This is a genomic window from Micromonospora sp. NPDC049081, assembly GCF_040648835.1.
Classification (GTDB): Bacteria; Actinomycetota; Actinomycetes; order Mycobacteriales; family Micromonosporaceae; genus Micromonospora; species Micromonospora antibiotica.
The window spans coordinates 215,731-238,406 of sequence record NZ_JBEZEK010000006.1; the positions used below are offsets into that span (position 1 = coordinate 215,731).

The window sequence follows — 22,676 nt, forward strand, 5'->3', positions numbered from 1 at the left end:
TGGTCCGCGCTGTCAGTTGTGGCCGGCGTCGCCGTCCGCGCCCGACACCGTGCCGGCCGCCATGTTCCGACCGGTCCGGGCCGCCCGTTGCGCCCCGTCGATCGCGACCCCGACCGGTCCGGCCAGCCGGGCCGCGGAGCCTGCGGCGGCTGCGCTGCCGCCACCGGTGCCGCCGGTACGGCCGGCTGGGCCCTGTCCGCCGGTGTCACCCCGGCGACCCTGCGGTCCGCGGGCCCCGGACGGGGCGCCGCCACCCCCACCGCCCGAGGACAGGGCGGACCCCGCGACCCGCTTCGCGCCGGAGGCGACCATGCCGCCGGCGGCCGACACGGCGGTCCCGGTCGGGTCGCCGGTGCCCAGCGCCGCCGTGGCCGGCACCACGATCTTGAGCAGCGCCGGTAGGGCGACCGCCGACAGCAGCAGGACGCCGATGCCGGCGATGCGGATGTGCGAGGAGTTCTGGGTACGGCTGCCGACGGCGAGCATCTCCGCCCCGGAGAACATGATCAGACCGACGGCGGGCTTGTAGAGCAGCCAGGCGATCGTCCAGCCGATGTGCTTGCGCCACCAGCCGGCCCCCCAGTTCGTCATCGACGCGGCGGCGGCCAGCGGCAGGGTGCCGAGCATGATGGTCATCACGCCCAGCCGCAGGTAGAGCATCAGCACGTGCACGATGGCGGCGATCAGCAGCAGGAAGGCCAGCACCAGCAGCAGGAACGACTCGATGGAGGAGCCGTTGTCCACACAGGGCACCCCCATGATCACTTCCATCGCCGCGGACCTGAGCAGGTGGTCGGAGAAACCGTCGGAGAGGCTGGCCGCCCGGCCCACCACCCACGAGCCGGCCCCGGCGACCAGGATGACCCGCAGGAAGCCCTGCAACGCGGTCCGCCCGGCGGTGCCCTTGCGTTCCATCGCCATCCGCGCGGCGGCGAACAGCACCGACCCGATCGCGAGATAGGTCACGACCCACTCGATCTGGTCGCTGATCAGGCTCGGCACGTCGTCCGGGCCGCCCTCGGTCGTGGTGCCCAGCGTCGGCACCGAGACGCTCAACTCGGCGAAGATGGAGATCGCGGCGGCCAGCATCAGGTTGGCGATCATCCGGACCAGGGTGCCGATCGGGTCACCGAGGAACGAGAAGAAGCCGGTGATGATGTCCAGGGGATTGGGAGGCGAACACCCGCCCATCTACTTCCTCCAGAGTGTGTAGCCGGCGCTGCCGGTGACCGTGCCCAGCGAGGCGTGCACCACCCCGGCCCGCGACGGCGCCACCTTCCAGTCCCCGGCGTCCCAACGCAGCTCGACCAGGGTCGCCACGTAGCCGCCGGCACCGGTCTTGACCAGTAGTTGCACCCGGGCCGTGTCGGCCGCGTACCGGGCGAGGGCGAAGCCGGCGTAGCTGCCCCCGCCACGGCTGGTGACGACCCCGGCGGCGGCCCCCAGCCGGGCCACCAGCACGTCCCGGCCCGGTCCCGGCACCACCTGCCGGTCGGCCACCGTCCGCCAGGTGGCCCCGGCCAGTTGGGTGGGCACGGCGTGTGCCGCCAGCACCGCACCGATCGGGGTGTGCGCGAAGCAGCCCAACACCCCGTCGGCGGTACGCGACGGTCCCTGGGTCGCGGAGACCGGCACCCGGTCCCCACCGTCGAGGGTCCGCCACGCCACGTCGTCCGGCGGCACCGCCGGCCCCGCCGCGACCACCGTCCGGGGCGGACACTGCGCCACCTGGGCGGCGGCGTCACGGGCCACCGGGTCGGCCGGGGTCTCCCGGGCCGACCCGGACATCCAGGCCCCCGCCGCCAGCAGCGCCATGCCGGCGAGGAACGCCACCGAGAGGATCCAGCCGCGCTCGGTCCAGAACGGCGGGTCCGCCGGGGACCGGCCGCGCCCGCCGGTCACTGCGGCTGGCCTGCGGTGGTGCCGGCACCGCCGAGGAAGAAGTTCGCCAGCGGGCCCGCGACGGCGACCAGGATGCAGCCACCGAGCACCAGACCGAGCCGGGACATGTGCTCGGAACTCTCGCCCCGCTTCACCGAGATCGCCATCATCGTGCCGGTGATCAGCACCCCGGCCACCCCGGCGGCGGTGCCGGCCCAGGCGATCAGGCCCAGCAGCTTGTTCACCAGGGTGGTCAGCTGCCCCGGGGCGTTGGGGGTCGGGTTGATCCCGCCACCGCTCGGCGCCGGCTCAAGGGCCGGGAGGCGGGCGACCAGGTAGGCGGCGGCGTACTGGGACAGGCTCGTGAACGACATCGGAACAGCTCCTTCGGGCAGGTGGCATCACCGGAGGCGTCGACGACGCTCCGGCGGTGACGGGGTGGAACGGGCCGGCAGTGCGGGGTGCGCTGTCCGACCGGCGGCGATCCGGCTCAGAGTCCGAGGTCACCGAAGAACATGACGAGTGGTCCGGCGGTCGCGCCGAGCACGCAGCCCATCGCGACGAACACCGCCCCACGGAAGTGGTCGCTCATCTCCCCGGGAACGCCCCGGTTGAGTTGGATGGCCATCGAGATGCCGAGGATGAGCAGCCCGGCGACACCGGCCGCGCTGACCCCCCAGGCGAGCAGGTTCAGCAGGTCGTCGGCCGCACCACCCGCCGGGTTGTACGGCGGCGGGGGTTTGAGGCTCGGCAACGGGGAGGGCGCCGCCCCCGGGCCGAACGCCAGGAGGTGGCCGGCGAGCCGGTCCACGCCGTACCCGACGGTCATGACGGACTCCCGTCCCTGGCCAGGCCGGTCGCCGCCCGGAGCCGTTCCAGGGGCTTGGGCATCCGGGCGGGCTGCTGGCCCAGCCGCCAGGCGGGTATCCACGGCACCCGGTGCACCGGCGCGACCGACCGCAACACCCGGATCCGGCGGGCCAGCACCGGCGGCAACCGGCCCGGGGCGTCGGCCAGCAGCACCAGGCCGGCCAGCCGCATCCCGGGCGGGTGACGTCCCTCCCGCAGGGCGTTGAGCGCCCGGGACACCGCCCGCATCCCCTCGGCGTCGGTCCGGCCGACCAGCATCACCGTGGCCGGCTCCGCCCGCGCCGCGTCCGGCCACCGGCAGCCCAGGTCGGTGCCGCCGAAGAGCCGGGTGAGCGTCGTCGCGCCGGCACCACCGTGCGCCGCGATCCAGCCCAGCCCCGCCTCGGACAGCGACCGCCGGGGCGACACGACCGGCCCGGGACCGGTCCGGGCGGACAACGGCCCCGGTGACATCCGCGATGCCGGGTCGCTCATCGTCGCGGACCCCATGCACCCACCTCCTCGCCAAATGTCGCTCCAGTTCGTCGGCGTCCCGGTTGAACCACCCCGGGTCCGGTCCCGTCATCACGGCGGGCCGGGCAGTCGACGGACGCCTCTACGGGGGCTCCCGCCCCCCGGTTCACGCCGGGGACCAACTTTTTCCACCGCGATGGTGAGCAGCCTGGGAGGCGACATGGCAACGTCCGACAACGACGGCGCGGAGCCGACGCAAGGGTCCAACCGCAGCAGCGCGGCCCTGATCGGCGCGGCCGTCGCGGCCGGGCTGAGCTGCCTGGCCACGCCGGTGGTCGGGGTCGTCGGCGCGGCCGCCGTCTTCGTGATCGGCGCGCTGGGCGTGCTGCTGGCCCCGCTGGTCGCGTTGATCCTGTTCTTCGGGGGCGGCGGTGGGTCGGCCGACCCGGTCAGCGTCGCCGACGACTCGTTGGCCGCCGCGCAGGGCGACGGCAAGGGGACCCTCGACCCCGACCAGGTGCCCGAGGGCCTGGTGGACAGCATCGAGGACGCCGGGAAGGCCTGCACCCAGATCGGGCCCGTGGTGATCGCCGCGCAGATCGAGGTGGCCTCCGGATGGGACCCGGCGAAGGTCGGCGCGAACGGGGAGAAGGGCATCTCCCAGCTCCCGCCCGCGGTCTTCACCCGGTACGGCGAGGACACCGACGACGACGGCGACACCGACGCGACCGACGAGGAGGACTCGATCGCGGCACAGGCCAAGCACGTCTGCGCCCTGGCCGGGCAGGCTCAGGCCCTCATCGACGACGGCCAGGCGATCGGTGAGGTGCTCGACCTGACGCTCGCCGCGTACGCCGTCGGCATCGACGAGGTACGCCGGTCCGGCGGTGTGCCCTCGACCAACGCGGCGCAGCTCTACCTGGCGCAGGTCCGGTCCCTGTTCGCGAAGTACCAGGGGCTCGGCGGCCCACCGCCGTCGTTCCCGCCGACCGCCTCCCCCAGCGCGTCGCCGACCGGCGACTGACCCCGACCGACCCGCTGACCGACCGATGAGGAGTTCCGATGACGGTGACCCCGCAGGACCAACGCCCCGCCGGGCGGCAACAGCCCCCCGGCGACGACACACCGCCGGGCGACGCGCCGCCGACCTCGCCGTTCATCCTCTACCTGCGCGACGAGGAGTACGCCGAGGAGCTGGAGCTGCTCAGCAACTGGGTCCGGCTGTTGCTCGTCCCGATCTACGCGCGGGAGGCGTCCTCGACCGCGCCGTGGTGTGGGCGGTGGTGGCAGCACCCCGAGGCGGTGGCGCAGTTGCACGGCCTGTGGCTCGCCTGGCAGGAACTCACCGGGCCCGACGCCGGGCTGTGCGGCCCGGCGAACTGGCACCGCGACTATCTGGAACCGGTGCTGAACAGTCTGCGTAGCCCGGCCGGGCCGTTCGCCGGGTGCAAGGCGGGAGCACACCGGGCCAAGGATGTCCCGCACACCGACCCGTACTGACCGACGGTGGCCCGACGACGAGGGCGGGGTCTCGTCCGCGATCCACCCGCGACGTCGCCGCATCCGGTCTCCCCGGCCGGCCGGGGAGACCGGCCGGCTCAGCGGGAGACCGGTCGGCTCAGCGTGAGACCGGCCGGCTCAGCGGGAGATCGGTGCGGTGACGACGGCGGTGCCGTCCACCAGGCCCACGGTGACGAAGGCCAGGTCGGCGACCGGCAGCGACAACTCGCCGGTCACCTCCTGCGGCCCGGTCGAGGCGGTCCAGTCCCGCACCACGTGCGTGACGCCGTCGCGGGTCACCGCGAACAGCCGGTACCGCAGGCCCTGACGGAGCCCGGTGGCGGTGATCCGGATGGTGGAGCCGCGCCCCTCGTCGGTGGTGATCGCCACCGAGAGGCTCACCCCCTGGGCCGGGGCCTCGCCGGTCGCGGTGAGCACCACTGCGCTATGGCCACCGAACCCGGTGACGGCCGCGACGCCACCGGCCAGGACGACGGCCACCAGGGCGGCGGCCACCCCACCCCAGAACAGCATCCGACGACGCCGGGCCGAATCCGGCCGGGTGCCACCCGTTGCGGACGCCGACCCCGGTCGGTCCCCACCGGGGCGGTTCCCCGACGGCCGGTTCCGGACCGGACTGCCGGCGTCGGCACGCGGACCGGTGCCCCGACGAGCGCCACGCCGGGCTGTCCCGGCCGGTTCATCCGCTGCCCTCGGCGGGGTCACCCCGGCGCCCGGGTCCGCACCGGTGACGGTGGCGACGGGCTCACCCGCGCGGGGTGCATCGCTGGTGCGGAGCGCTGGGTCGGCGGCGCTGGGTGGGTCGGAGGCGCGGGTCGGTGGGTCGGGCACAGCGTCGGGCACCGGCTGCCTCGGCACCACTACCGGGGCGGACGCCGCCGGCACGTCGGGGTCGGCAGCCGGCGGCGGCCCGGCCGGTGGGGCGAGGCCCGGGGCGGGTGTGTGGCCGGCCGGCGGGAGGAACTCCGCCGGTGGCGCGAACTCCGGCAGGCCACCCAGGTCGTCCCAGTCGGCGGCGGCCAACCCGCCGAGGGCGCTGGTCACGCTGCCCATCTCACCGGCTGCGGACAGGCACTCCCCGCACCCGGCCAGGTGGGCCTCGAAGGCGACCCGGTCGGTATCGTCGAGCGCGCCGAGCAGATAGAGGGCCAGGGCGGAGTGCTCAGCGGTGGGGTGTTCGCCGCCGGTGCGCATCACGCCCTCCTTTTCGACCCGGAGACACCGATGACGGTGTGACGACCCCCGGGACGGTGAGCGTCCGGGGGGTCGAACGGGAGATCGACACGTCGCGTCATCAGGAGGACTCGGTCGGGCCGATCGCTGCGTGCAGCGCGCGCACCGCATAGTACGTCCTGGACTTTACCGTACCCTCCGGGATGCCCAGTCGCTGCGCGGCTTCGGCGACCGACGAACCCTTGTAGTACATCTCGACCAGCACCTCGCGGTGCTCCGGTTTGATCTGTTGCAGCGCCAGCCGCACCGTGTGGGTGCTGACCACCCGGTCCATCTCGTCCTCGGCCGAGGCGAGCCGGTTGAGGTCGGGGATGGCCACCTCGGGCGGGCGGGACTGCCGGGCGCGCATCGCGTCGATGGCCACGTGCCGGGCGACCGTGTAGAGCCACGGTGCGATCCGACGCGGGTCCTCGGCCAGGGTCTCCAGGTTGCGCCAGGTGCGTAGGAACGTCTCCTGGACCAGGTCCTCGGCGAGTTCCTGCCGACCGAGGACCAACCGGGTGAGGAACCGCAGCAGCGGCCCCCGGTACTGCTCGTGGATCGCCCGCATCAGGGCCTCGGGGGAGGCCCGTTCGGTCGCCGCGTCGCCGGTCACCCCAGGCGCTTCGTTGGGCACCGCCGACACAGAACGCCTCCCCCTGACGTACGGGTCGTGCCCGTACGGCCGCGCCGTCGTCTCGACGTCGAGCCCGCCTAGGAAGAGAGCATAACCGTGCTCATCGGACGGTCCACCAGGCCATCGTGTGGCCGGTCGGAACCGTCGGTGCAGGGTGGTGGACGCCGTGGCCCCGACGCACCGGTCGGGATGCGCCACGGGGGTGAGGAGGGTGGCCGGGCTCATCGGGTGAAACGCAGCCAGCGGACGTTGACGAACTCCTCGGGTTGCCCACTGGCGAAGGTCAGGTAGACGTCGTGCACACCGGTCACCGGGGCGAGGTTGCCCGGCACGGTGACCCAGCTCTGCCAACCACCGGTGCCGGCCACCGCGATGCTGCCCACCGGTGGCAGGCCCGGGGCGTCGAGGCGTACCTCGATCAGACCCGACACCCCCTGCGGGGCACCGGAGGCCACCCGCAGCTGGAACTGCGTCGCCGGCTCACGGCCGAAGTCGACCCCCCGGTAGCCGGCCCAGTCGCCGTGGGCGAGGAACCCCAGGTGCTCGCCGCCCTCGCTGGACGGTTCCGTCCGGACGCCCTGCTGCCGGTCGAAGCCCGCCGCCGCGATCTCCTGGCCCACGCCCCGCTGCCCGGCGACGACGACCGGGGCCGGCTCGACGACCACCGGTGCCGGCTCGCCGACGGCCGGTGCCCGCTCGACGACCACCGGGCCGCCGGCCTGCTGTGGCGGGGCCTCCCCCGGACCGGCGCCGAAGGGGGTCAGGGTGACCGTCACCTCGTGCGGTGCGGTGTCCTGGATGTACGACGCGTCGTCGGCCACGTCGTCGAAGGGGAAACCGTACGCCCGGCCGTCGGCGCTGTGCCGGTGCAGCACCCGGGCGTAGTGGTTGGTCACCGGGTGCTGGTAGTAGGCGTCCCGGTTGGTGGTCGGCTGGTCGGGCTGGTCGAGCACCGACCGGTTCAACCCGGCCCCGATGATCGCCGCCACCGGCCCGTAGTGCCCGTCGTTGGGCGCGGCGAGCGCCCCGTCGCAGTGGAACACGTTCAACGTCGAGGGCCGGTCGAACGACCGCGCCCCGTCGTCGAAGGTCAACCGCCCGTCGACCACCCGCCCCCGGTAGCTGCCCAACGGACCTCTGACGCGCAGCTCGGAGCGGCTGTAGCGGTCCCAGGTCTCGGCGATGTAGCCGTCGAGGTACCCCGGGTCGAAGCGGCCCGTCTCGATGCCCTTGCCGGGGGCGATGACGCGCAACCCGTCGCCGACCACCAACCGCTCGAACCCGGGCTGGCGGGCCAGCTCGGCGAAGATCGCGTCCCGGCCGCCGTCGACCAGCTTGCCGGTGGCCTGCTCCACGTCGCCGTGCAACCGGATCGACATCGGAATGCTGAACATGTCCACCATGGTGGTGTTGCAGAACATCCCGCTCGCGTTGTATGTGAACTCGCAGCAGTCGTGCAGCACCCCGAAGCTCGGGTCGTCCGCCACCCAGCCGACGGGGTACTGCAACGCCGGCCGCCCGTTGCCGTCGGTGACGACCGTGAACCTCAGGTGACCGTCGATGGCGAAGTAGATCCGGCCCGACATCATCGGCAGGACGAACCGGGTCACGCCGGAGCCGGCCAGCGGCACCCCGATGTCGGCGACGCCGTCCGGTCCGTTGTGCGCCGGGTCGGCCGGCGTGAAGGTCCCACTCTCCCGGACGTAGCCCATCGCGCCGGTCTCCGCGTGGGTGCCGACGACGTACATCCGGATCGCCGAGTTGGCGAACCGGCCTGTGCTGTTCACCACGTTCAACGGCAGGCCGCCCGAGGCCCGCGCCCGGGAGATCAACGGGGCGGCCACCAGCGGCACACCGACCACGGCGGCGCCGGCAAGTCCCATCCCGAGTATCCTGCGGCGAGTCAGCATCACAGCTCCGATCGACGACGGCCATCGCCGCCGGCACCCGGTGTGACATCGGCCGGGCCCGGCGGTAGCCACGTTGACGGCCCGGTACCCCCCTCGGTTCAATGTCGACCGGACCAAAATCATCCCGATCCGATCCGAGCCCGGTGAACCAAGGACATCGCGCGTCCGTCACCACAGCGATGTCGTCACGCCGGAAGGGACACCTCCCGTGAAATCCGATCACCCCTCCTTACGCTCCCGACTGGGGTCGATCCCCCGTCGGACCGTTGCCGGCCTGGTCGCCGGCCTGGCCGTACTGTCCACGGTGGTGGCCGCCATCGGCTGGGGCGCGGCCTCGGCCCGGGACGACGACCTGACCGGTCGACCCGTCTCCACGGAACACCTGACGACCATCCAGGCCGCCGCCCGGTCCTGCCCGACGCTCACCCCGGCCCGGCTGGCCGGTCAGCTGATGGCCGAATCAGGGTTGGACGGCCGGGCCACCCGGACCGCCTCCGGTGGTCAGGGCATCGCCGGTCTCGATGCCGCCGCCTGGAAGTCGTGGGCGCCGTGGCCCGGTGCGGAACGCTCGGATCCCGCCGCCAACATCCTCGCCCTGGCGCACCTCATGTGTGACCTCAACGGGCAGGTCCGGCTGGCGAACGTGCCCGGTGAGGCCTGGCGGCTGTCCCTGGCCGCGTTCCACACCGGCCTCGACGAGGTACGTGACGCCAAGGGGGTGCCCGCCGACGCCGTCGAGTACGTCGACCAGGCCAGCGGGTACGCCGCCTACTACGGCAAGCTGACCGCGTTCGGCGGTTCCGGTCAGCCCCGCCCGTCGGGCGGAGTCCAGCAGCCCAAGGCGGTGCCCGGCGGTTACACCGCGCTCGTGGTCCGGGCCGGCTCGGTCTGCCCGGAGGTCCCGCCCCCGCTGGTCGCCGCGCAGCTGATGGCGTTGTCCGGCTTCGACGTCAACCTGCTCGGCCCCGAGGGTCAGCGGGGCGTCGCACAGTTCCGCCCCGAGGTCTGGCAGGCGTACGGCCCGACCGACACCTCGGCCTGGGACCCGCAGGCGGCGATCCCGGCGGCCGGTGCCGCCCTGTGCGGGCTGCACCGGGAACTGTCGGGGCTGGAGGGCGACCCGTCGCTGTTGGCGCTGGCCGCGTACCGCAACGGTCCCGCCGCCGTCCGGCAGTCCGGCGGGGACCTCGACGCCGGGACGCAGGCGTTCCTGCGGACCGTACGGGAACACACCGACTACTACGCCCTCGACAGCCGGCTCCGGGCGGCGGCGTCGCCGTCACCCAGTCCGTCGCCCACGCCGAGCCCGACGCCGTCGCCCACCCCGAGCGGCAGCCCGGCCGCTCCGACGACGCCCCCCGCGAGCCCGCCGGGCAAGAAGCCCACGCCGGCACCGACCCGGCCGGCCGGCACGAAGCAACTCGTGGGCAAGGAGACCGGGCTGTGCGTCACCGCCGGCACCAGCGACGGGGTACGCGCCGTGCTGAGCAAGTGTCGGGAGGAGAAGTCGCAGTGGTGGGACTTCCGATCCGACGGCACCGTCCGGGCCAACGGACTCTGCCTCGACGTGGCCTGGGGTGAGAAGAAGGACGGCACCCCCGTGCAGGTCGCCGTGTGCAGCGGCAATCCGGCCCAGAAGTGGGAGTGGATCAAGCAGAACGACCGCACGTCCCTGTTCAACCGGGAGACCGACCGGTGCCTGGACGTCGACGGCCACGGGGTGGGTGCCCCGATGATGTCCTGGATCTGCGTGTTCAACCCCAAGCAGACCTTCACCCGGCGCTAGCTGGCCGGCACCACCGGTGCCCGGTGGCCCGCCCGCAGGGGGTGGGCCACCGGGCATCCGCCGTACCGACCTGGTCCGCCCGGCCGGTCGGACGTCGACCGACCGGCGTCGGGCCGCCCGGTGTCGGCTCAGCCGGCGAACCGGCGGCGACGCAGGCGCAGCCCGAAGACCACGCCGGCGCCGCAGAGCAACGCGATGCCGAGGATGACGGCCAGCGCCGCGCCGGTGCTGCCCTGCTGCTGGCTGGCCACCTGGTTGCGGTCGTCCACCGCCACCGACACCGAGGCAGCCGGGTTGATCATGCCGGAGCCGTACTTGGCGTCGGGGGCCGTGCCGATCGCGTCGGCGGTGCCGCGGATCCGCTCCTTGACCTGCGCGGCGGTCAGGTCGGGCTGGGCCGCCCGGATCAGCGCCGCCTGCCCGGCCACGAACGCCACGGCGAACTCGGTGCCGGTGTTGCTGACCGCCCGGCCGCCGCCGACGCCGAGGCTCGCCACGTCCACCCCGGGCGCGACCACCTCGACCGCGCCCGCCACGTACTGCTCGGCGAGCTGGTCACCGGCCCCGACCCCGCCGGTGAACAGCAGCGCCCCACCTCCGGACCGGCCGGCCGGGGACGGCGGCGTCACCGCCTTGGTCGGCGCACCGGCCACCAGCAGGACGTCGTGGTCGAGGGCGGTGGCCACGGAGGACGCCACCGCCGGGTCACCGAGGTCGACGTGCGAGCCGACCGCGACGACCGAAGCACCGGCGCTGACCGCCACCTCGATGGCGTTCGCCGCGTCGGCCGCCCGGGCGGCACCCGACCCGCGTACCACCCGCACGGGCAGGATGGTGGCGTCCGGGGCGATGCCGACCGGGCTACCGTCGACACTGCTGTCACCGGCGATGATGCCCGCCATCGCGGTGCCGCTGCCCAGGCAGTCGGTGTCCCCACGCCCGTTGCCGACCGTGACGTCCGCGCCGACCGCGACCCGGCCGCTGAGCTGCTGCACGCTCGCGTCGACACCGCTGTCGACCACCGCCACCTTGACCCCGTTGCCCCGGGTCAGGGTCCAGGCGCTGTCGGCGGCCATCCGCAGCTGCGCCCAGTCCGAACGGCTGCTCGACCCGGTCGTGGCGGTGCACTTCGGGCCGGCACCCCCGGGGCGGGGGCTGGCGCCCGTACGGCTCGGGCTCGGCGTCGGGGGCGGGGTCGGGCTGGCGGCGCCGGGTGTGGGACCGGCCGCGCCGGAGGGCCGGGCCGTCGGGGTGGGCCGCTTCCCCACCGGGAGCTGGCCGTACGTCACCCCCTCACCGGCCGCGTCCCACGGCAGCACCAACTGCCAGCCGGCCTTCAACCGGCCCGGGTCGGTCAGCCGGGACCCGTCCGGCTGCACCCGTCCCGTGTTCAGGTGGTAGATCTCCGCGGACCGCTCACCGCTGCCGAGGAACCGCCGTGCGATCGCCGTCAGGCTCTCCGGCTGGCCCTGGTACTGCGCCGCGACCACGTAGAACTTCACGTAGGGCTGCGGATCGTTGGTGGCCTTCGCCACAGCCGGCCCGGTCAGCGCCATGAGCACGCAGCCAGCCATCGCCACCGCGAGCAGGCGGGCAAGGATCGAGCGCTTCGCCAGCACTGGGTGTCCCCCTTCAGTCACCATGGCCGAGCGTCACCGGCCTTCACCGTCTATTGCGGATCAGCGGCGAGTTCGTTCAAATCAATCTGAACCAGATTTCCATGATCCTCGTCATGAGGTCTGCCGAGAGTACCGGCCGACGATGACGGGAAGATCTCCTCGGGCCGTCCCCCCGATGGGAGCGGATGACCGGTGGGCAGCCGACGGTCCACCGCCGACGGTGGCGACGACGACCGAGGGGACCGGGCCGTCAGGCCCGGTGGAGACGAAGGTGGGGCGGCGGTGAACGGGCTTGGGCGTACGGCAGGGCCGACGGGCGGCAACGGCTTCGACCGGGTGCCGGCCACCCGTCGTTTCGACCCCCGCCGACACCGCCGCATCGCCGGGCTGTTCGACCTGTGGTTGGCACCCGGGGCGGGCGGACGGCTGGTGGTGCCCACCGACCCCGGTCGACCGCTCGACGCCCGGGCCGTGGCCACCCTGGTCCGGCACGGCGCGGACGCGGCACAGGACGTGCGGATCCTCGCCGACGACGGAGCCCGGCACGTCGAACTGTTCACCGAGGTGGCCGGCCTGCTCGGCCACGACGTGCTGGTCAGCCCGGACGGGTCCGACATCCGGCACGCCACGGAGCGCACGACCGGCCCGGCAACCCGGTCGACCACCGACGGCGGGCCGCTGGACGCGGTGCCGCTGGACCGGGTGACCCGCCAGCCGATGGACTGGCTCGTGCTCCAACCACCGGATCTCGCCACCTCGCTGCCCGGCTGGTTCGCGGTGGACGACGGTCTGGTCCGCCCCCGTACCGGGGTGGTGGGCCTGCCGCTGCCGGACGGTCTCGCCCTTGCCACCCGGGCCGACTTCGTCACCAGACGGGCCACCGCGCACCGGCTGGGCGCGTCGACCGGGGTGGTCACCGTGGCCGTCACGGCCCGGTCCGGGGGTTTCCTGGTCGGCAACTACAGCGGCACCCAGGACGTGCACAGCGGCGGGCAGCTCGCCGCGGTCCTCGGCGACCTCCCGCTCTACGGCGCGGACCTGCGGCTCTGGCTGACCTGGCCGTCCGACGCCGACGAACAGGCCCGGCTCGTCACCCAGGTCGTCGAGCTGGCCGAGACGACCGGTGCCACCGTCTGGACCCCACCCCCCGGTGGTCGGGCCGAGCTGATCGACGACCGCCGTGACCTGCGCTCCTTCGACCCGGCCGGCGCGATCGCCGCCTGGCAGGCCCACCGACCGAGGTACGCCGACGGGCCGGCCACCCTCGACGCGACCCCCGACGGGCTGCTGGTGTCCCGGCTGGACCGGCAGCGGATCGTGGTGGCGTCGGCCACCGGCGGGACCGTCGACACCACCCCGGTGTCCGACCGTCCGCCGGCGGACCGGGCCGGCGAACCCGACGGCGTCGACACCGGGGGCCCGACGGCGGACCGTCCCGCGCCCTCGACCCCCGCCACCGCACCCGCCCCGGCACCGGCCGGCACCACCGTCGGGTCCGCGGCGGAGCAGCCGGCCGTGGCCCTGCCCCGCCCCGCACTCGTCACCGACAACCGCCGGGCCGCGGACTACGGTCCACCCTGGTTGCGGCGGGGCCAGCAGGTCAACGCCGAGGCGTTCGAGGCGTTCGTCCTCGCCGAGGGTGATCCGGCCCGCGCCGTCACCGACGGTGTGCCGAGCGTCGAGTTGTTCCTGGCCGCTTTCCTCGATCCCCGGTCGGCCCCGGCCGGCAGCGACCTGCTGCGGGTCCGGATCGGCCCCGGCGGCGCCGTCGCCATGGCGGTGCTGCGTACCCACGTCCCGGCGCGGTTCAAGTACGTCCTGGGCAGCCCCGACACCTACCTGCTGCCGGCCGCCCGGCTGGACCGGGTCCGGCTGGTGGGCGGGTTCCGGTCCGACGGGCACGGCCGGCTGCTGCCCACCGTGGACGCCGACGGCGAACCACTGCGGATCCGGCCCGCGCCCACCAGCCGCTCGGTCGCCGGGCTACCCCACGACGTCCGCCGCTGGCCCGGATTCGGCACCCGGACGGCGTACGCCCTGCTGCCGGCCAGGTCACGGGGGCTGCCCCGGGGCTGGTTGCCGTTGCACCAACAGCGGCCCGTGGCCCGGCCGGGCCGGTTGCTGGTGGAGGTCCGGGTGCCGGCCGGCCGCACCGTCGACGTCGACGCCACCCACACCGCGCTGACCGGGTTGCCCCTGGCCCGGACCAGGGTCGCGCGGCTGCACCACGCGGGGGTGGCGCTGGTCCTCGGCAGCCGGTCGTACGACCGGATCGTGGTGCAGCGCGCCTACCGTGCGCAGGGCGGCGGGTGGCAACGGATCGGGGATCTCACCCCCGGCCCGCTGCCGTCCGTCGTCGCCGGCCTTCAGTCCGCCGTACCGGCCCGGGTGGTCGACCCGCCGCCGGTCGACGCCACCTGAACCGACCACCGACCGGCGGGCACCGGCCCGATCACCACCGGTACGCACCGTCCCCCGCTCTCCGTGGCGAGTCGACGCGCCCCGGCCAGTTCCGCACCCGCCAGACCGGGCGTGAACACCACGTACGGCGGGGCGGGGTCCACGTCGGGAGCGGGGGCCGCCGGTAACCCGGGCAGCGCACGGCAGCCCTCCGGGGCCTGCGCACCGAGCACCCCACCCACCGTGGCCACCCCGATCCCGGCGGACCGTAGCCGGCGGGCGAAGAGGGCTGCGGTGTCTCGGCAGTCGTCGGTCCCGCCGACGAGGGTGAGCACGTCGGGTGCCCGGCCCAGGTCGACGTGCAGCCGCCAGGGTCCCCGGTGCCCCAGCACCAGCGGCAGGGTCGCCGGCGGCGCGGCCTCGTCCGGGCCGAGCCAGGCGTAGGGGGGCGCACCCCGGCCCGCCGCCACCCCGACCAACCGGACCTGGATCGGCCCGAGTTCGGTTTCCAGCTCGGTGCTGAGGTAGGGGACCTCGTTGCCGCCCGGCACCGTCGGCCGGGGCAGCTCGGGTACGGCAGGCGGGGCGACCGGCGTGCCGGTGACCGGACGGGCCGGGGCCGGCGCACCCGACGGCTCCGGAAGCCCTGATGGCTCCGACGCACCCGACGGCTCCGACGCCTCGACCGTCGCCAGGTCCACCGGGGTCGGCCGGGGCGGTGCCGACTGCGGTGACCGGGGCGGCCAGACCGGCTTCGCCGGCAGCGCCGGAACCGGGAGTGCCGGTGCGGCGGGAGGTGTGGCCCCTGGGGGCTCCGCAGCGCCGGTGCCGGGCGCACGCTGCGCTGTCGGCTCCGATGGCACCGGCGGAGCCGTGGCCGGTACCGGGACCGGGCGCTGCGGGGGCGACGTCCGGGCCGGTGACGCCACGGCTGATGACGCCGGGGCCGGTGACGCCGGGATCGGTGGCTGGATCGGCAGCGACGGTGTCGGTGACGCGGTGGCCGGTGACGGTGCCGGGACCGCCAGGGTCGGTGGGGACGCTAGTGACGGTGCTGGCGGGGCCGGGGCCGGGGATGACGGTGCCGGGACCGCCAGGGTCGGTGGGGACGCTGGTGACGGTACCGGCGGGGCCGGGGATGACGGTGCCGGTGGGAGCGGTGACGGCTGGGGGGCGGGGGGCGGCTGGGGGGCGAAGGGCGGTGCCGGCGGGAGCGGCCCGGCGACCGGGGATGGTGGGGCCGGCCGGGTGACGGGCGGCGGTGGGATCGGCCGGGTGACCGGCGGTGGCAGCGGCGGGGTCGGTCGGGGCGCCACGGCCACCGGAGCTGGCCGGGGCGCTGCGGCCACCGGAGCCGCCCGGGGTGCCGTAGCCGGGGCCGGCCCACTGGTCGGAGGCGGTGGTGGGGTGTCCACGTCGCCGACCGCCGGGCCGGCCGCGAGTTCGGCGGGGGTCGGGGTGTGGTGCCGCTGCGGCGGCCACGGCCCGTCGTCCTCCAGCACCACCCGGCGGCTCCCGCCCCGCCGCAGCAGCATCACCGCCACCGCCGCGAAGAAGACCGCCAGCAGCCCGGCGGTACCCCGGATCAGCAGCGGGCTCAGCGGGCCGGCCGCCGCCGGGCCGTCGGGGGGTCGGGCGACCGCCCGGGTGCCCGCCTGCGCCGGGGTGGTGGCGGGCCGGGGCGCAGCGGACGTCGTCGCCCGTGGGGTCGGGCTGGGACGCGCCGGGGTCGTGGCCGGGGCGCTCGGAGCCGGCGGACGCGGGGCGGACGGGCCGAGCTGCGGCAGTCGTCCGATCCGTACCCCCTGGCCCTTCGCGTCCCGGGGCAACACGAGCTGCCAACCGGGGCGCAGGACCACACCGTCGGTGAACGTCTCGCCGTCCGGTTGGGCCCGCCCCGCGTTCAGCTCGACGATCTCCCGGAACCGGTTACCGTTGCCGAGGGTACGCAGCGCGATGGCGTAGAGGTACTCCCGCTGACCGTCGACGGGTGGCCCGACCACGTAGTACCGGCCGGTCTCGGCGGGCACCGCACGTACCGGCCCCGCCGGAACGACCAGCACGATCCCGACCAGCAGCACCGTGACAAAGGCTCGCCGCATCCCCACCATCGCTCTCCACACCCTTGGTCCCACCGACATCCTCCCGTCCCGGTCCCCTTCTACGAACCGGGGTGCCGACGGTTCAACCGGAGAGCGATCGGCCTGCGCGCCGGGACGGACGGGCCGCCGGACCATCCCACTTCCACCGGTGGTACGCCGCCCGCGCGGACGTGGTCCGGGGGCCGTGCCAGGATGTGGCGGTGTCGTATCCCCCTCAGCCGTCGTACCCGGCCGCGCCCGGCGGCGTCACGCCGATGATCGCCTACCCCCACCCGATCCCGCCGCCCCCGGGGCACGCGGTGCTGACCGTCTCGGTCAACCGGGGGCCGTACCTGGTGCCCGCCCCCTCCACGAGCCGGTTCAAGGTCGACGGCCGGTTGGTGGCGATCCCGGGCGAGGGCACCTGGTACGTGGCCGTCCCGGCCGGGCCGCACGACGTCCGCTACACCGACTTCATGGGCATCCCCGTCATCACCACCGCGCTGGTCACCCAGCCGGGGGTGGTGTACCCGTTGTCGTTCCGCTTCGGCGGCTGGCGCAACCGGGTCCACGACGGGCAGGGCACCGACGTGACGAAGTTCGGCATGTGGTCGAACTACAGCATCCTGCTCGTCACGCTGGCCGTGCTGGGGGTGCTCTGCTGCGGTGGCTTCGGCCTCGTCGCGGCGTTCTCCACGTCGCCCTGACCGTCGCGCCGGCTGGGGCCGGTACGGGGTCGCAGCCCGTACCGGGGTCAGCGCAGCCGGCGCGCGACGAACCTGGTCGGCGGGTCGGCGATGGCGTCCTGGGCCGCGACCAGCTGGATCTCCCGGGTGCCCGCCGCGAGGGTGCGCTCCAGCACGGTGAAGACCGAGGCGATGGTCCGTTCCAGGGCGATCGCCGGTGAGCCCGTGGTGCGCAGGTGGGCCAGGTAGAGCGCGGCGGTGACGTCGCCGCCGCCGTTGGGGCTGATCGGCAGCAGCGGCGTGGTCACCGCCCAGGCACCCTCGTCCGAGACCGCCACGACCTCCAGCGAGCCGGCCGGCACGTCGTCGTGCAGCACGCTGGTGACCAGGACGTCGCGGGGGCCGGTGGCGCGGACCACGTCGACGGCGTCCAGCACGGCGGTCAGCGAGGTGGTCGTCCGGCCGGCGAGGAAGTCCAACTCGAAGTGGTTCGGGGTGATGATGTCGGCCCGCGGGACCACCACGTCGCGCAGGTACTCCGGGATGCCCGGCCGGACGAACATCCCGCGGCCGGTGTCGCCCATCACCGGGTCGCAGCAGTACACCGCGTCCGGGTTGGCGGCCCGGACCCGGTCGGCCGCGTCGAGGATCACCGCGCCCATCGCCGGGTCGCCCTGGTAGCCCGACAGCACCGCGTCGGCGGTGCCGAGCACCCCACGGTCGGCGATGCCCTCGATCACCTCCGCCACGTCGGCCGGGGCCAGCAGCGGCCCGCGCCACGCACCGTAGCCGGTGTGGTTGGAGAAGTGCACGGTGAGCACCGGCCAGACCTCGTGCCCGAGGCGCTGGAGGGGGAACACGGCCGCCGAGTTGCCGACGTGACCGTAGGCGACCGAGGACTGGATGGACAGGATCTTCACCGGCCCATCATGGCCGCTGCCACCGACACCCCGGGTACGGGCCCTCCGATTCGCCCCGGCCGGGCCCACCGGTTCACCCCCGCCGGGCTGCCGGCCCCCGCCGGACAGCCCGGCCGGCTGACGCCTGTGGGCCCGGCTGCCGGGACAACCCGCCGGGTCGGCAATCCCGGGGACCGGTCGCCGGGGCCGGCGCTCAGCCCAGGTCGAGGGTGTACTGCGCGGTGTGCACCTGACCGTCGACCTGGAAGTCGAAGAACGCGCGGTACCGGCCGGTGCTCGGGGCGGTCAGCCAGAACCGGACCGTCCCGTCCACCAGCTCCGGCTCGGGGTGGACGTGCACGTAGCCCAGGTCACCCTCCCGCACCACGACCAGGTGCCCGTACGCCCCCAGGTAGCGCTCCAGTCGGGACGGCTCGACCCCGTCGGGCCGGAAGGACAGCGGCACCGTCACGCCCACCGTCGGCGTACCGGTCATGGTCACCGTGAACGGGCCGGCCGTCGACTGCTGCGCGGCGGGCGGCAGCGGGGCCGGAGTGTGCGCGCCGGGCACCTGGTGGTCGACGCCCAGCACCAGCGGCACCGTTTTGCCGTCGACGCCGGTCACCGAGAAGTCGGCGTAGATGCGGTAGCCGCCGGGTCGGGCCAGCGTCAGCGGGACCGTCCAGGTGCCGTCCGCCGCCATGGTGGGATGCAGGTGCTGGTAGCCGCTCAGGTCGCGGCCCACCACGACCAGGTGCAGTTGCTTGTCGTGGACGACCGCGAAGCGGGTCGCCGGCTGACCGTCGGCACCGACGATCCGGAACCGGTAGTCCGTGCGTACCCCCGCTGGTTGGGTCCTGGCCTGCGGCTGCACGGTGTAGCCGCCGGAGTTCACCGACAACCCGGTCACCTGCGCCTGTGTCGCGCCGTCACCGGGATGGGTGTGCGCTCCGGTGCCGGGTCCGTGCTGGTGCCCGTCCCCCGCCGACAGCGCCGCCCCGGTGACCGGCGGCGCTGTCGCGCTGCGGTCGGCGGGCCGGGTGCCGGAGCCGAGCCGGCCGAGCCCGAACCCGGCCAGCAGTGCGACCACCAGCCCTCCGACGAGCAGCGCGAGGCCGGTGTTGCCCAGCCGGGTGCCCCGTTCCGCTGCCGTCCCGGCCACGGCGGGTCCCGCCTCGGCCGTGGTGGGTACCGCCCCGGTGGCGGGCGCGACCGTGCTGGCTGCGGCTCCCCTGGTGCCTGCTGCCGCCTTGACGCCTGATGCGGCCTTGGTGGCGGGGGCGGCCTTGGTCGGTGCCACCTCGGTGGCGGTGGGTGCCGGCACCGGCTCGGTGACCCCCGCGCGCGGGGCGGCGGGACGGTTCGCCCCCCGGCGACCGCGCGCCGTCGTCGACCGGGTCGGGCGGGCCCCGGCGGCGGACCGGGCGACCGACCCCCGGCTGCGGGGCCGGCCACCGGCGCGGCCGGCGGGCCGGGCGGCCGGGACCGGGCGACGCCGCCAGGCCGCGAAGCCGACCGCCGCCACGACCAGCACCGCACCGCCGGCCCAGGCCAGCCACCCGAGGTCGTTCTCGTCGCTGCCGGGGGTGGCGGCGGCCGGCGGGGCCACGGCGGTCGCGGCCGTCGAGGGGGCCGGCGGGACCGCGGAGGCCGGCCCGCCCGGAGCCGCGCCGCCGGTGTGGCCGGAGGTGGCGTGCTGCTCGGCGGCGGCCACCAACGCCGGGTCCGGCTGGTCGACCGGTGGCCGCCAGCCCTGCGGGGCGGCCGTCGCCCGCCCGGTGTACCGGAAACTCATGGTGCCCCGCACCGGCTCGCCGTCCGAGGCCACCGACAGGTAGCTCACCGCGTACTGCCCCGCCGCCGGCAGGTGGGCCAGGGTCACCACCGCCGGGAAACCCGTGCTGTACTCCTTCGGCTCGAACTTGCCGTCGACCAGCAGGTACTCCCGGACCGGCTTGTCCAGGGGCCGGGGTGAGCCCTGCCGCCAGCCGTTGTCGACCCGACCACCCCCGGGGCCGGTGACGGTGAAGTAGGCGTTGGCGGCGACCTGCTCGGTGAAGTACAGCTCCACCTCCGTCAGCGCCTCGCTCACCGTGGCGTCGGCCGCCGGGGTGGACATCGCCAGCGTGCCGTGTGCCTGGGCCGGCCGGGCGGTGGGGAGCAGGACGACCGCCGAGGCGAGCACGAACGCGAGGAGGCCCGCGAGGGCACGCCCGGTGGGCCCGGTGGCTGGAGGGGGACAGCGCATCGGATCATCCTCACGAAGAGTGGACTTCGATCAAGAGTTCACCAACTTTTTACGCAGATGGCAAAAGTTTTGGCCAGGACGTCCCAATCCCGACCCCGGATGATCAAAACTCGCCGCGGCGACGGCACCGCCCGACGCGGGACCGCGCCACCGGGTAAGGACGAGGTGATCCGTTGCCGGCTTCCGTCCGTACCAGTGGGCGAAGGTGACGCCGGGTGTGCCGTACGCTCACCCGAGACCTACTACACCCCGTCGTTACGGTTGGCGGGCGTGCGCGACCGGACACGGAGGTAGCAGGTGAGCGACGACGACGCGGAGGTCACCGCGTGGGCGCTGGCCGCGGGTCGGGGTGACCGGGAGGCAGCAGCCCGGTTCATCCGGGCCACCCAGCAGCACGTACGACGGTTCGTCGCCCACCTGATCAGTCCGGCCGAGGCCGACGACCTCACCCAGGAGACGTACCTGCGGGCGATGCGGTCGCTGCCGTCGTTCGCCGCCCGGTCGTCGGCCCGGACCTGGCTGCTCGGCATCGCCCGGCGCACCGCCGTCGACCACGTACGGGCCGCCACGTCGCGCCCGCGCACCGTGCCGTTGTCCGAGTGGCACGACACCCCGGACACCCGGGGCAGCGGCTTCGACGGCGAGGTGGTCCTCAACGACCTGCTGTTGGCCCTGCCCGCCGACCGTCGGGAGGCGTTCGTCGCCACCCAGGTCCTCGGTCTGTCCTACGCCGAGGCGGCCGAGGTGTGCGGCTGTCCGGTCGGCACGATCCGGTCCCGGGTCGCCCGGGCCCGGGAGGATCTCGTCGTGCTGGTCGAGGGCAACCCCCGCTCGATCCGCCGCCGGCCCGGAAGCGCCGCCGGCTGACCGCTGACCTGGGTCGCGACCACGGTCCACGGGAACCAGCAGGCCCCCCGGTCCGACTACCGGTACATGGGGTGTGAGCAGTGGCGTGAGATCCTGTCGGCGCAGCTGGACGGCGAGGAGACCCCCGCCGAGCGGATCGCGGTCGACGCCCACCTGGACGGATGCACGGGCTGCCGGGACTGGTGTGACCAGGCCGCGACGGTGACCAGACGGTCCCGACTGGTCCTCTCCGCCCCCGCCCACGGCCGGCGGCGTCGGGTGGTGCCCGGCCCCGATCTCACCGACGCCGTCCTGGCCGCGCTCCCCGCACCCCGCCGGCTCCGCGACCGGCTCGTGTTCGCCCTGCGCACCGGGCTGGCCCTCATCGGCGCACTGCAACTGGTGCTGGGACTGGCCCAGGTCGGGCGGGGCCCGGCTGCCGGTCACGCCCACGGCGCGCTCGACACGCTGACCTCCGGGCACCTGTGGCACGAGTCCGCCGCCTGGAACATCGCCGTCGGCGCGGGTTTCCTGTTCGTCGCGGCCCGGCGCACCCCGACCAGCGGGCTCCTGCCGACCCTGAGCGCCTTCGTCGGGGCACTGGTGCTGCTCTCGGCCAACGACCTGGTCACCGGGCGGGTGGAGCCGGCCCGGCTGGTCAGTCACGGTTTCCTGCTCACCGGTTACCTGATCGTGGTCGCCCTGTCCCGACCCCGGCTGCGACCCGACGGGCCGGCGGGCCGCGACCAGCGCGACCGTCCCGCGTGGCGGCTGGCCGCGCACGACGTACCGACCGCCACGCCGCCCCTGCGCCTGGTGCCGCCGCACGTCGGTTCGGCGCGGATCCGCGACCGGTCGGCGGCCTGACCGGCCACGAAACGTCGATGCCGACCGGCCGGAACTTCCAGGGCCCGGTGACCGACCAACGGGACAGAGCACCGGCACAACGGAGGAAGAACCCATGCGCCCCACCCGTCCACTCGGCTCGTATCGACGCCCGTCGGTCGTCCTCGCCACCACCGCCGCAGCGCTGCTGGCGCTCGGCACCGCCGGCTGCGGCCCGGCCGATCGGGCCGCAGCTCCGCAGTCGAGCGCTTCGGCCCCGGCGAGCGCGGTCACGGGGGTGGTCGACATTCGTGACCCGTGGGTGAAGGCGGCCGACAAGGGCATGACGGCGGCCTTCGCGACCCTGGTCAACGGCGGCGACGCCGACGTGACGCTGACCGGTGCCACGACGTCGGTGTCGCCGATGGAGCTGCACGAGATGACCATGAAGGACGGAAAGATGGTCATGCGGCAGAAGGAGGGTGGCATCGTGATCAAGGCGAAGGGCACCCATGTCCTGGAGCCCGGCGGTGATCACCTGATGCTGATGGACCTGCGTCAGCCGGTGCAGGCCGGTGACGCCCTCACCGTGACCCTCACCTTCGGCGATGGTCGGACCCAGCAGTTCACCGCCGTGGCGAAGCCGTTCACCGGCGCGCAGGAGAGCTACGCCCCCGGCCACGGCGCTCCCATGCCGAGCATGAGCGGGCAGCCGAGCATGAGCGGGCAGCCGAGCATGAGCGGGCAGCCGAGCATGAGCGGGCAGCCGACGACGAGTCCGGCGTCGTGACCACGACCTCGC

20 protein-coding genes are annotated in these 22,676 nt (G+C 74.7%); 8 read left to right on the forward strand and 12 right to left on the reverse strand.

Features of this window, described 5'->3' with window-relative positions:
- Positions 1 to 12: 12 nt before the first annotated feature.
- From AB0B63_RS12430 to AB0B63_RS12450, 5 genes are all read right to left on the reverse strand, one after another.
- The gene (locus AB0B63_RS12430) at positions 13 to 1,191 is read right to left on the reverse strand and encodes a hypothetical protein (protein WP_208566197.1); all 1,179 of its coding nucleotides are present in this window, start codon (positions 1,189 to 1,191) and stop codon (positions 13 to 15) included.
- The gene (locus AB0B63_RS12435) at positions 1,192 to 1,902 is read right to left on the reverse strand and encodes a hypothetical protein (protein WP_357017509.1); all 711 of its coding nucleotides are present in this window, start codon (positions 1,900 to 1,902) and stop codon (positions 1,192 to 1,194) included.
- Positions 1,899 to 2,255: a hypothetical protein gene (locus AB0B63_RS12440; RefSeq protein ID WP_208566199.1), complete on the reverse strand. Its 357-nt coding sequence runs from the start codon at positions 2,253 to 2,255 to the stop codon at positions 1,899 to 1,901. The genes AB0B63_RS12435 and AB0B63_RS12440 overlap by 4 nt, the downstream gene beginning before the upstream one ends.
- A 116-nt stretch (positions 2,256 to 2,371) precedes the next feature.
- Complete coding sequence (locus AB0B63_RS12445) at positions 2,372 to 2,710, reverse strand: hypothetical protein (protein WP_208566200.1); 339 nt, start codon at positions 2,708 to 2,710, stop codon at positions 2,372 to 2,374.
- Positions 2,707 to 3,240, reverse strand: a complete 534-nt coding sequence (locus tag AB0B63_RS12450) for a hypothetical protein (protein ID WP_357017513.1) — start codon at positions 3,238 to 3,240, stop codon at positions 2,707 to 2,709. The genes AB0B63_RS12445 and AB0B63_RS12450 overlap by 4 nt, the downstream gene beginning before the upstream one ends.
- 184 nt (positions 3,241 to 3,424) lie before the next feature.
- Here AB0B63_RS12450 and AB0B63_RS12455 point away from each other — a divergent pair, with 184 nt between their 5' ends.
- Positions 3,425 to 4,228 carry a transglycosylase SLT domain-containing protein gene (locus AB0B63_RS12455; RefSeq protein ID WP_208566201.1) on the forward strand — a complete coding sequence of 268 codons (804 nt, stop codon included), beginning with the start codon at positions 3,425 to 3,427 and terminating at the stop codon, positions 4,226 to 4,228.
- Positions 4,229 to 4,266: 38 nt separating this feature from the next.
- Complete coding sequence (locus tag AB0B63_RS12460; RefSeq protein WP_357017516.1) at positions 4,267 to 4,704, forward strand: DUF4913 domain-containing protein; 438 nt, start codon at positions 4,267 to 4,269, stop codon at positions 4,702 to 4,704.
- Between the two features lie 138 nt (positions 4,705 to 4,842).
- Here the strand turns inward: AB0B63_RS12460 and AB0B63_RS12465 are convergent, their stop codons facing one another.
- The 3 genes from AB0B63_RS12465 to AB0B63_RS12475 all read right to left on the reverse strand — a co-directional run bounded on the left by AB0B63_RS12465 (position 4,843) and on the right by AB0B63_RS12475 (position 8,457).
- Positions 4,843 to 5,919: a zf-HC2 domain-containing protein gene (locus AB0B63_RS12465; protein ID WP_357017519.1), complete on the reverse strand. Its 1,077-nt coding sequence runs from the start codon at positions 5,917 to 5,919 to the stop codon at positions 4,843 to 4,845.
- 100 nt (positions 5,920 to 6,019) lie between these two features.
- Positions 6,020 to 6,574 carry a sigma-70 family RNA polymerase sigma factor gene (locus AB0B63_RS12470; RefSeq protein WP_208566204.1) on the reverse strand — a complete coding sequence of 185 codons (555 nt, stop codon included), beginning with the start codon at positions 6,572 to 6,574 and terminating at the stop codon, positions 6,020 to 6,022.
- Between the two features lie 221 nt (positions 6,575 to 6,795).
- Positions 6,796 to 8,457: a beta-1,3-glucanase family protein gene (locus tag AB0B63_RS12475; RefSeq protein WP_357017523.1), complete on the reverse strand. Its 1,662-nt coding sequence runs from the start codon at positions 8,455 to 8,457 to the stop codon at positions 6,796 to 6,798.
- A gap of 235 nt (positions 8,458 to 8,692) precedes the next feature.
- Here AB0B63_RS12475 and AB0B63_RS12480 point away from each other — a divergent pair, with 235 nt between their 5' ends.
- Positions 8,693 to 10,270, forward strand: coding sequence for a ricin-type beta-trefoil lectin domain protein (locus AB0B63_RS12480; RefSeq protein ID WP_357017526.1), 1,578 nt, complete (start codon positions 8,693 to 8,695; stop codon positions 10,268 to 10,270).
- A gap of 128 nt (positions 10,271 to 10,398) precedes the next feature.
- Here the strand turns inward: AB0B63_RS12480 and AB0B63_RS12485 are convergent, their stop codons facing one another.
- Positions 10,399 to 11,889, reverse strand: a complete 1,491-nt coding sequence (locus tag AB0B63_RS12485; RefSeq protein ID WP_357017529.1) for a S8 family serine peptidase — start codon at positions 11,887 to 11,889, stop codon at positions 10,399 to 10,401.
- A 282-nt stretch (positions 11,890 to 12,171) separates the two neighbouring features.
- On the opposite strand from AB0B63_RS12485, the gene AB0B63_RS12490 reads away from it, so the two are divergent.
- Entirely contained in the window at positions 12,172 to 14,310 is a 2,139-nt protein-coding gene (locus tag AB0B63_RS12490) for a hypothetical protein (protein ID WP_357017532.1), read from the forward strand.
- Here the strand turns inward: AB0B63_RS12490 and AB0B63_RS12495 are convergent.
- Positions 14,256 to 16,391, reverse strand: coding sequence for a hypothetical protein (locus tag AB0B63_RS12495; RefSeq protein ID WP_357017535.1), 2,136 nt, complete (start codon positions 16,389 to 16,391; stop codon positions 14,256 to 14,258). The two genes, AB0B63_RS12490 and AB0B63_RS12495, sit on opposite strands and share 55 nt — an antisense overlap.
- Before the next feature lie 200 nt (positions 16,392 to 16,591).
- Between AB0B63_RS12495 and AB0B63_RS12500 the strand changes: the two genes are divergently transcribed.
- A complete protein-coding gene (locus tag AB0B63_RS12500; protein WP_208566208.1) occupies positions 16,592 to 17,077 on the forward strand; it encodes a hypothetical protein in 486 nt (161 codons plus the stop codon).
- 47 nt (positions 17,078 to 17,124) lie between these two features.
- Here the strand turns inward: AB0B63_RS12500 and pdxY are convergent, their stop codons facing one another.
- Entirely contained in the window at positions 17,125 to 17,976 is an 852-nt protein-coding gene (pdxY, locus tag AB0B63_RS12505) for a pyridoxal kinase PdxY (RefSeq protein ID WP_208566209.1), read from the reverse strand.
- Positions 17,977 to 18,169: 193 nt separating this feature from the next.
- A complete protein-coding gene (locus AB0B63_RS12510; protein WP_357017539.1) occupies positions 18,170 to 20,203 on the reverse strand; it encodes a copper resistance protein CopC in 2,034 nt (677 codons plus the stop codon).
- A 297-nt stretch (positions 20,204 to 20,500) separates the two neighbouring features.
- On the opposite strand from AB0B63_RS12510, the gene AB0B63_RS12515 reads away from it, so the two are divergent.
- The 3 genes from AB0B63_RS12515 to AB0B63_RS12525 all read left to right on the forward strand — a co-directional run bounded on the left by AB0B63_RS12515 (position 20,501) and on the right by AB0B63_RS12525 (position 22,664).
- Entirely contained in the window at positions 20,501 to 21,070 is a 570-nt protein-coding gene (locus tag AB0B63_RS12515) for a sigma-70 family RNA polymerase sigma factor (protein ID WP_208566211.1), read from the forward strand.
- A gap of 66 nt (positions 21,071 to 21,136) precedes the next feature.
- Positions 21,137 to 21,916, forward strand: a complete 780-nt coding sequence (locus AB0B63_RS12520; RefSeq protein ID WP_357017544.1) for a zf-HC2 domain-containing protein — start codon at positions 21,137 to 21,139, stop codon at positions 21,914 to 21,916.
- A gap of 94 nt (positions 21,917 to 22,010) precedes the next feature.
- Positions 22,011 to 22,664, forward strand: coding sequence for a copper chaperone PCu(A)C (locus AB0B63_RS12525; protein WP_357017547.1), 654 nt, complete (start codon positions 22,011 to 22,013; stop codon positions 22,662 to 22,664).
- Positions 22,665 to 22,676: the final 12 nt, after the last annotated feature.

Bases quoted from the DNA above. Each gene is read 5' to 3' on its own strand.
- AB0B63_RS12450 (WP_357017513.1), bottom strand. From the start codon at position 3,240: ATGGGGTCCGCGACGATGAGCGACCCGGCATCGCGGATGTCACCGGGG.
- AB0B63_RS12465 (WP_357017519.1), bottom strand. From the start codon at position 5,919: ATGCGCACCGGCGGCGAACACCCCACCGCTGAGCACTCCGCCCTGGCC.
- AB0B63_RS12510 (WP_357017539.1), bottom strand. From the start codon at position 20,203: ATGCGCTGTCCCCCTCCAGCCACCGGGCCCACCGGGCGTGCCCTCGCG.
- AB0B63_RS12440 (WP_208566199.1), bottom strand. From the start codon at position 2,255: ATGTCGTTCACGAGCCTGTCCCAGTACGCCGCCGCCTACCTGGTCGCC.
- AB0B63_RS12525 (WP_357017547.1), top strand. From the start codon at position 22,011: ATGCGCCCCACCCGTCCACTCGGCTCGTATCGACGCCCGTCGGTCGTC.
- AB0B63_RS12445 (WP_208566200.1), bottom strand. From the start codon at position 2,710: ATGACCGTCGGGTACGGCGTGGACCGGCTCGCCGGCCACCTCCTGGCG.
- AB0B63_RS12520 (WP_357017544.1), top strand. From the start codon at position 21,137: ATGGGGTGTGAGCAGTGGCGTGAGATCCTGTCGGCGCAGCTGGACGGC.
- AB0B63_RS12475 (WP_357017523.1), bottom strand. From the start codon at position 8,457: ATGGGACTTGCCGGCGCCGCCGTGGTCGGTGTGCCGCTGGTGGCCGCC.
- AB0B63_RS12455 (WP_208566201.1), top strand. From the start codon at position 3,425: ATGGCAACGTCCGACAACGACGGCGCGGAGCCGACGCAAGGGTCCAAC.
- AB0B63_RS12430 (WP_208566197.1), bottom strand. From the start codon at position 1,191: ATGGGCGGGTGTTCGCCTCCCAATCCCCTGGACATCATCACCGGCTTC.
- AB0B63_RS12460 (WP_357017516.1), top strand. From the start codon at position 4,267: ATGACGGTGACCCCGCAGGACCAACGCCCCGCCGGGCGGCAACAGCCC.
- AB0B63_RS12495 (WP_357017535.1), bottom strand. From the start codon at position 16,391: ATGCGGCGAGCCTTTGTCACGGTGCTGCTGGTCGGGATCGTGCTGGTC.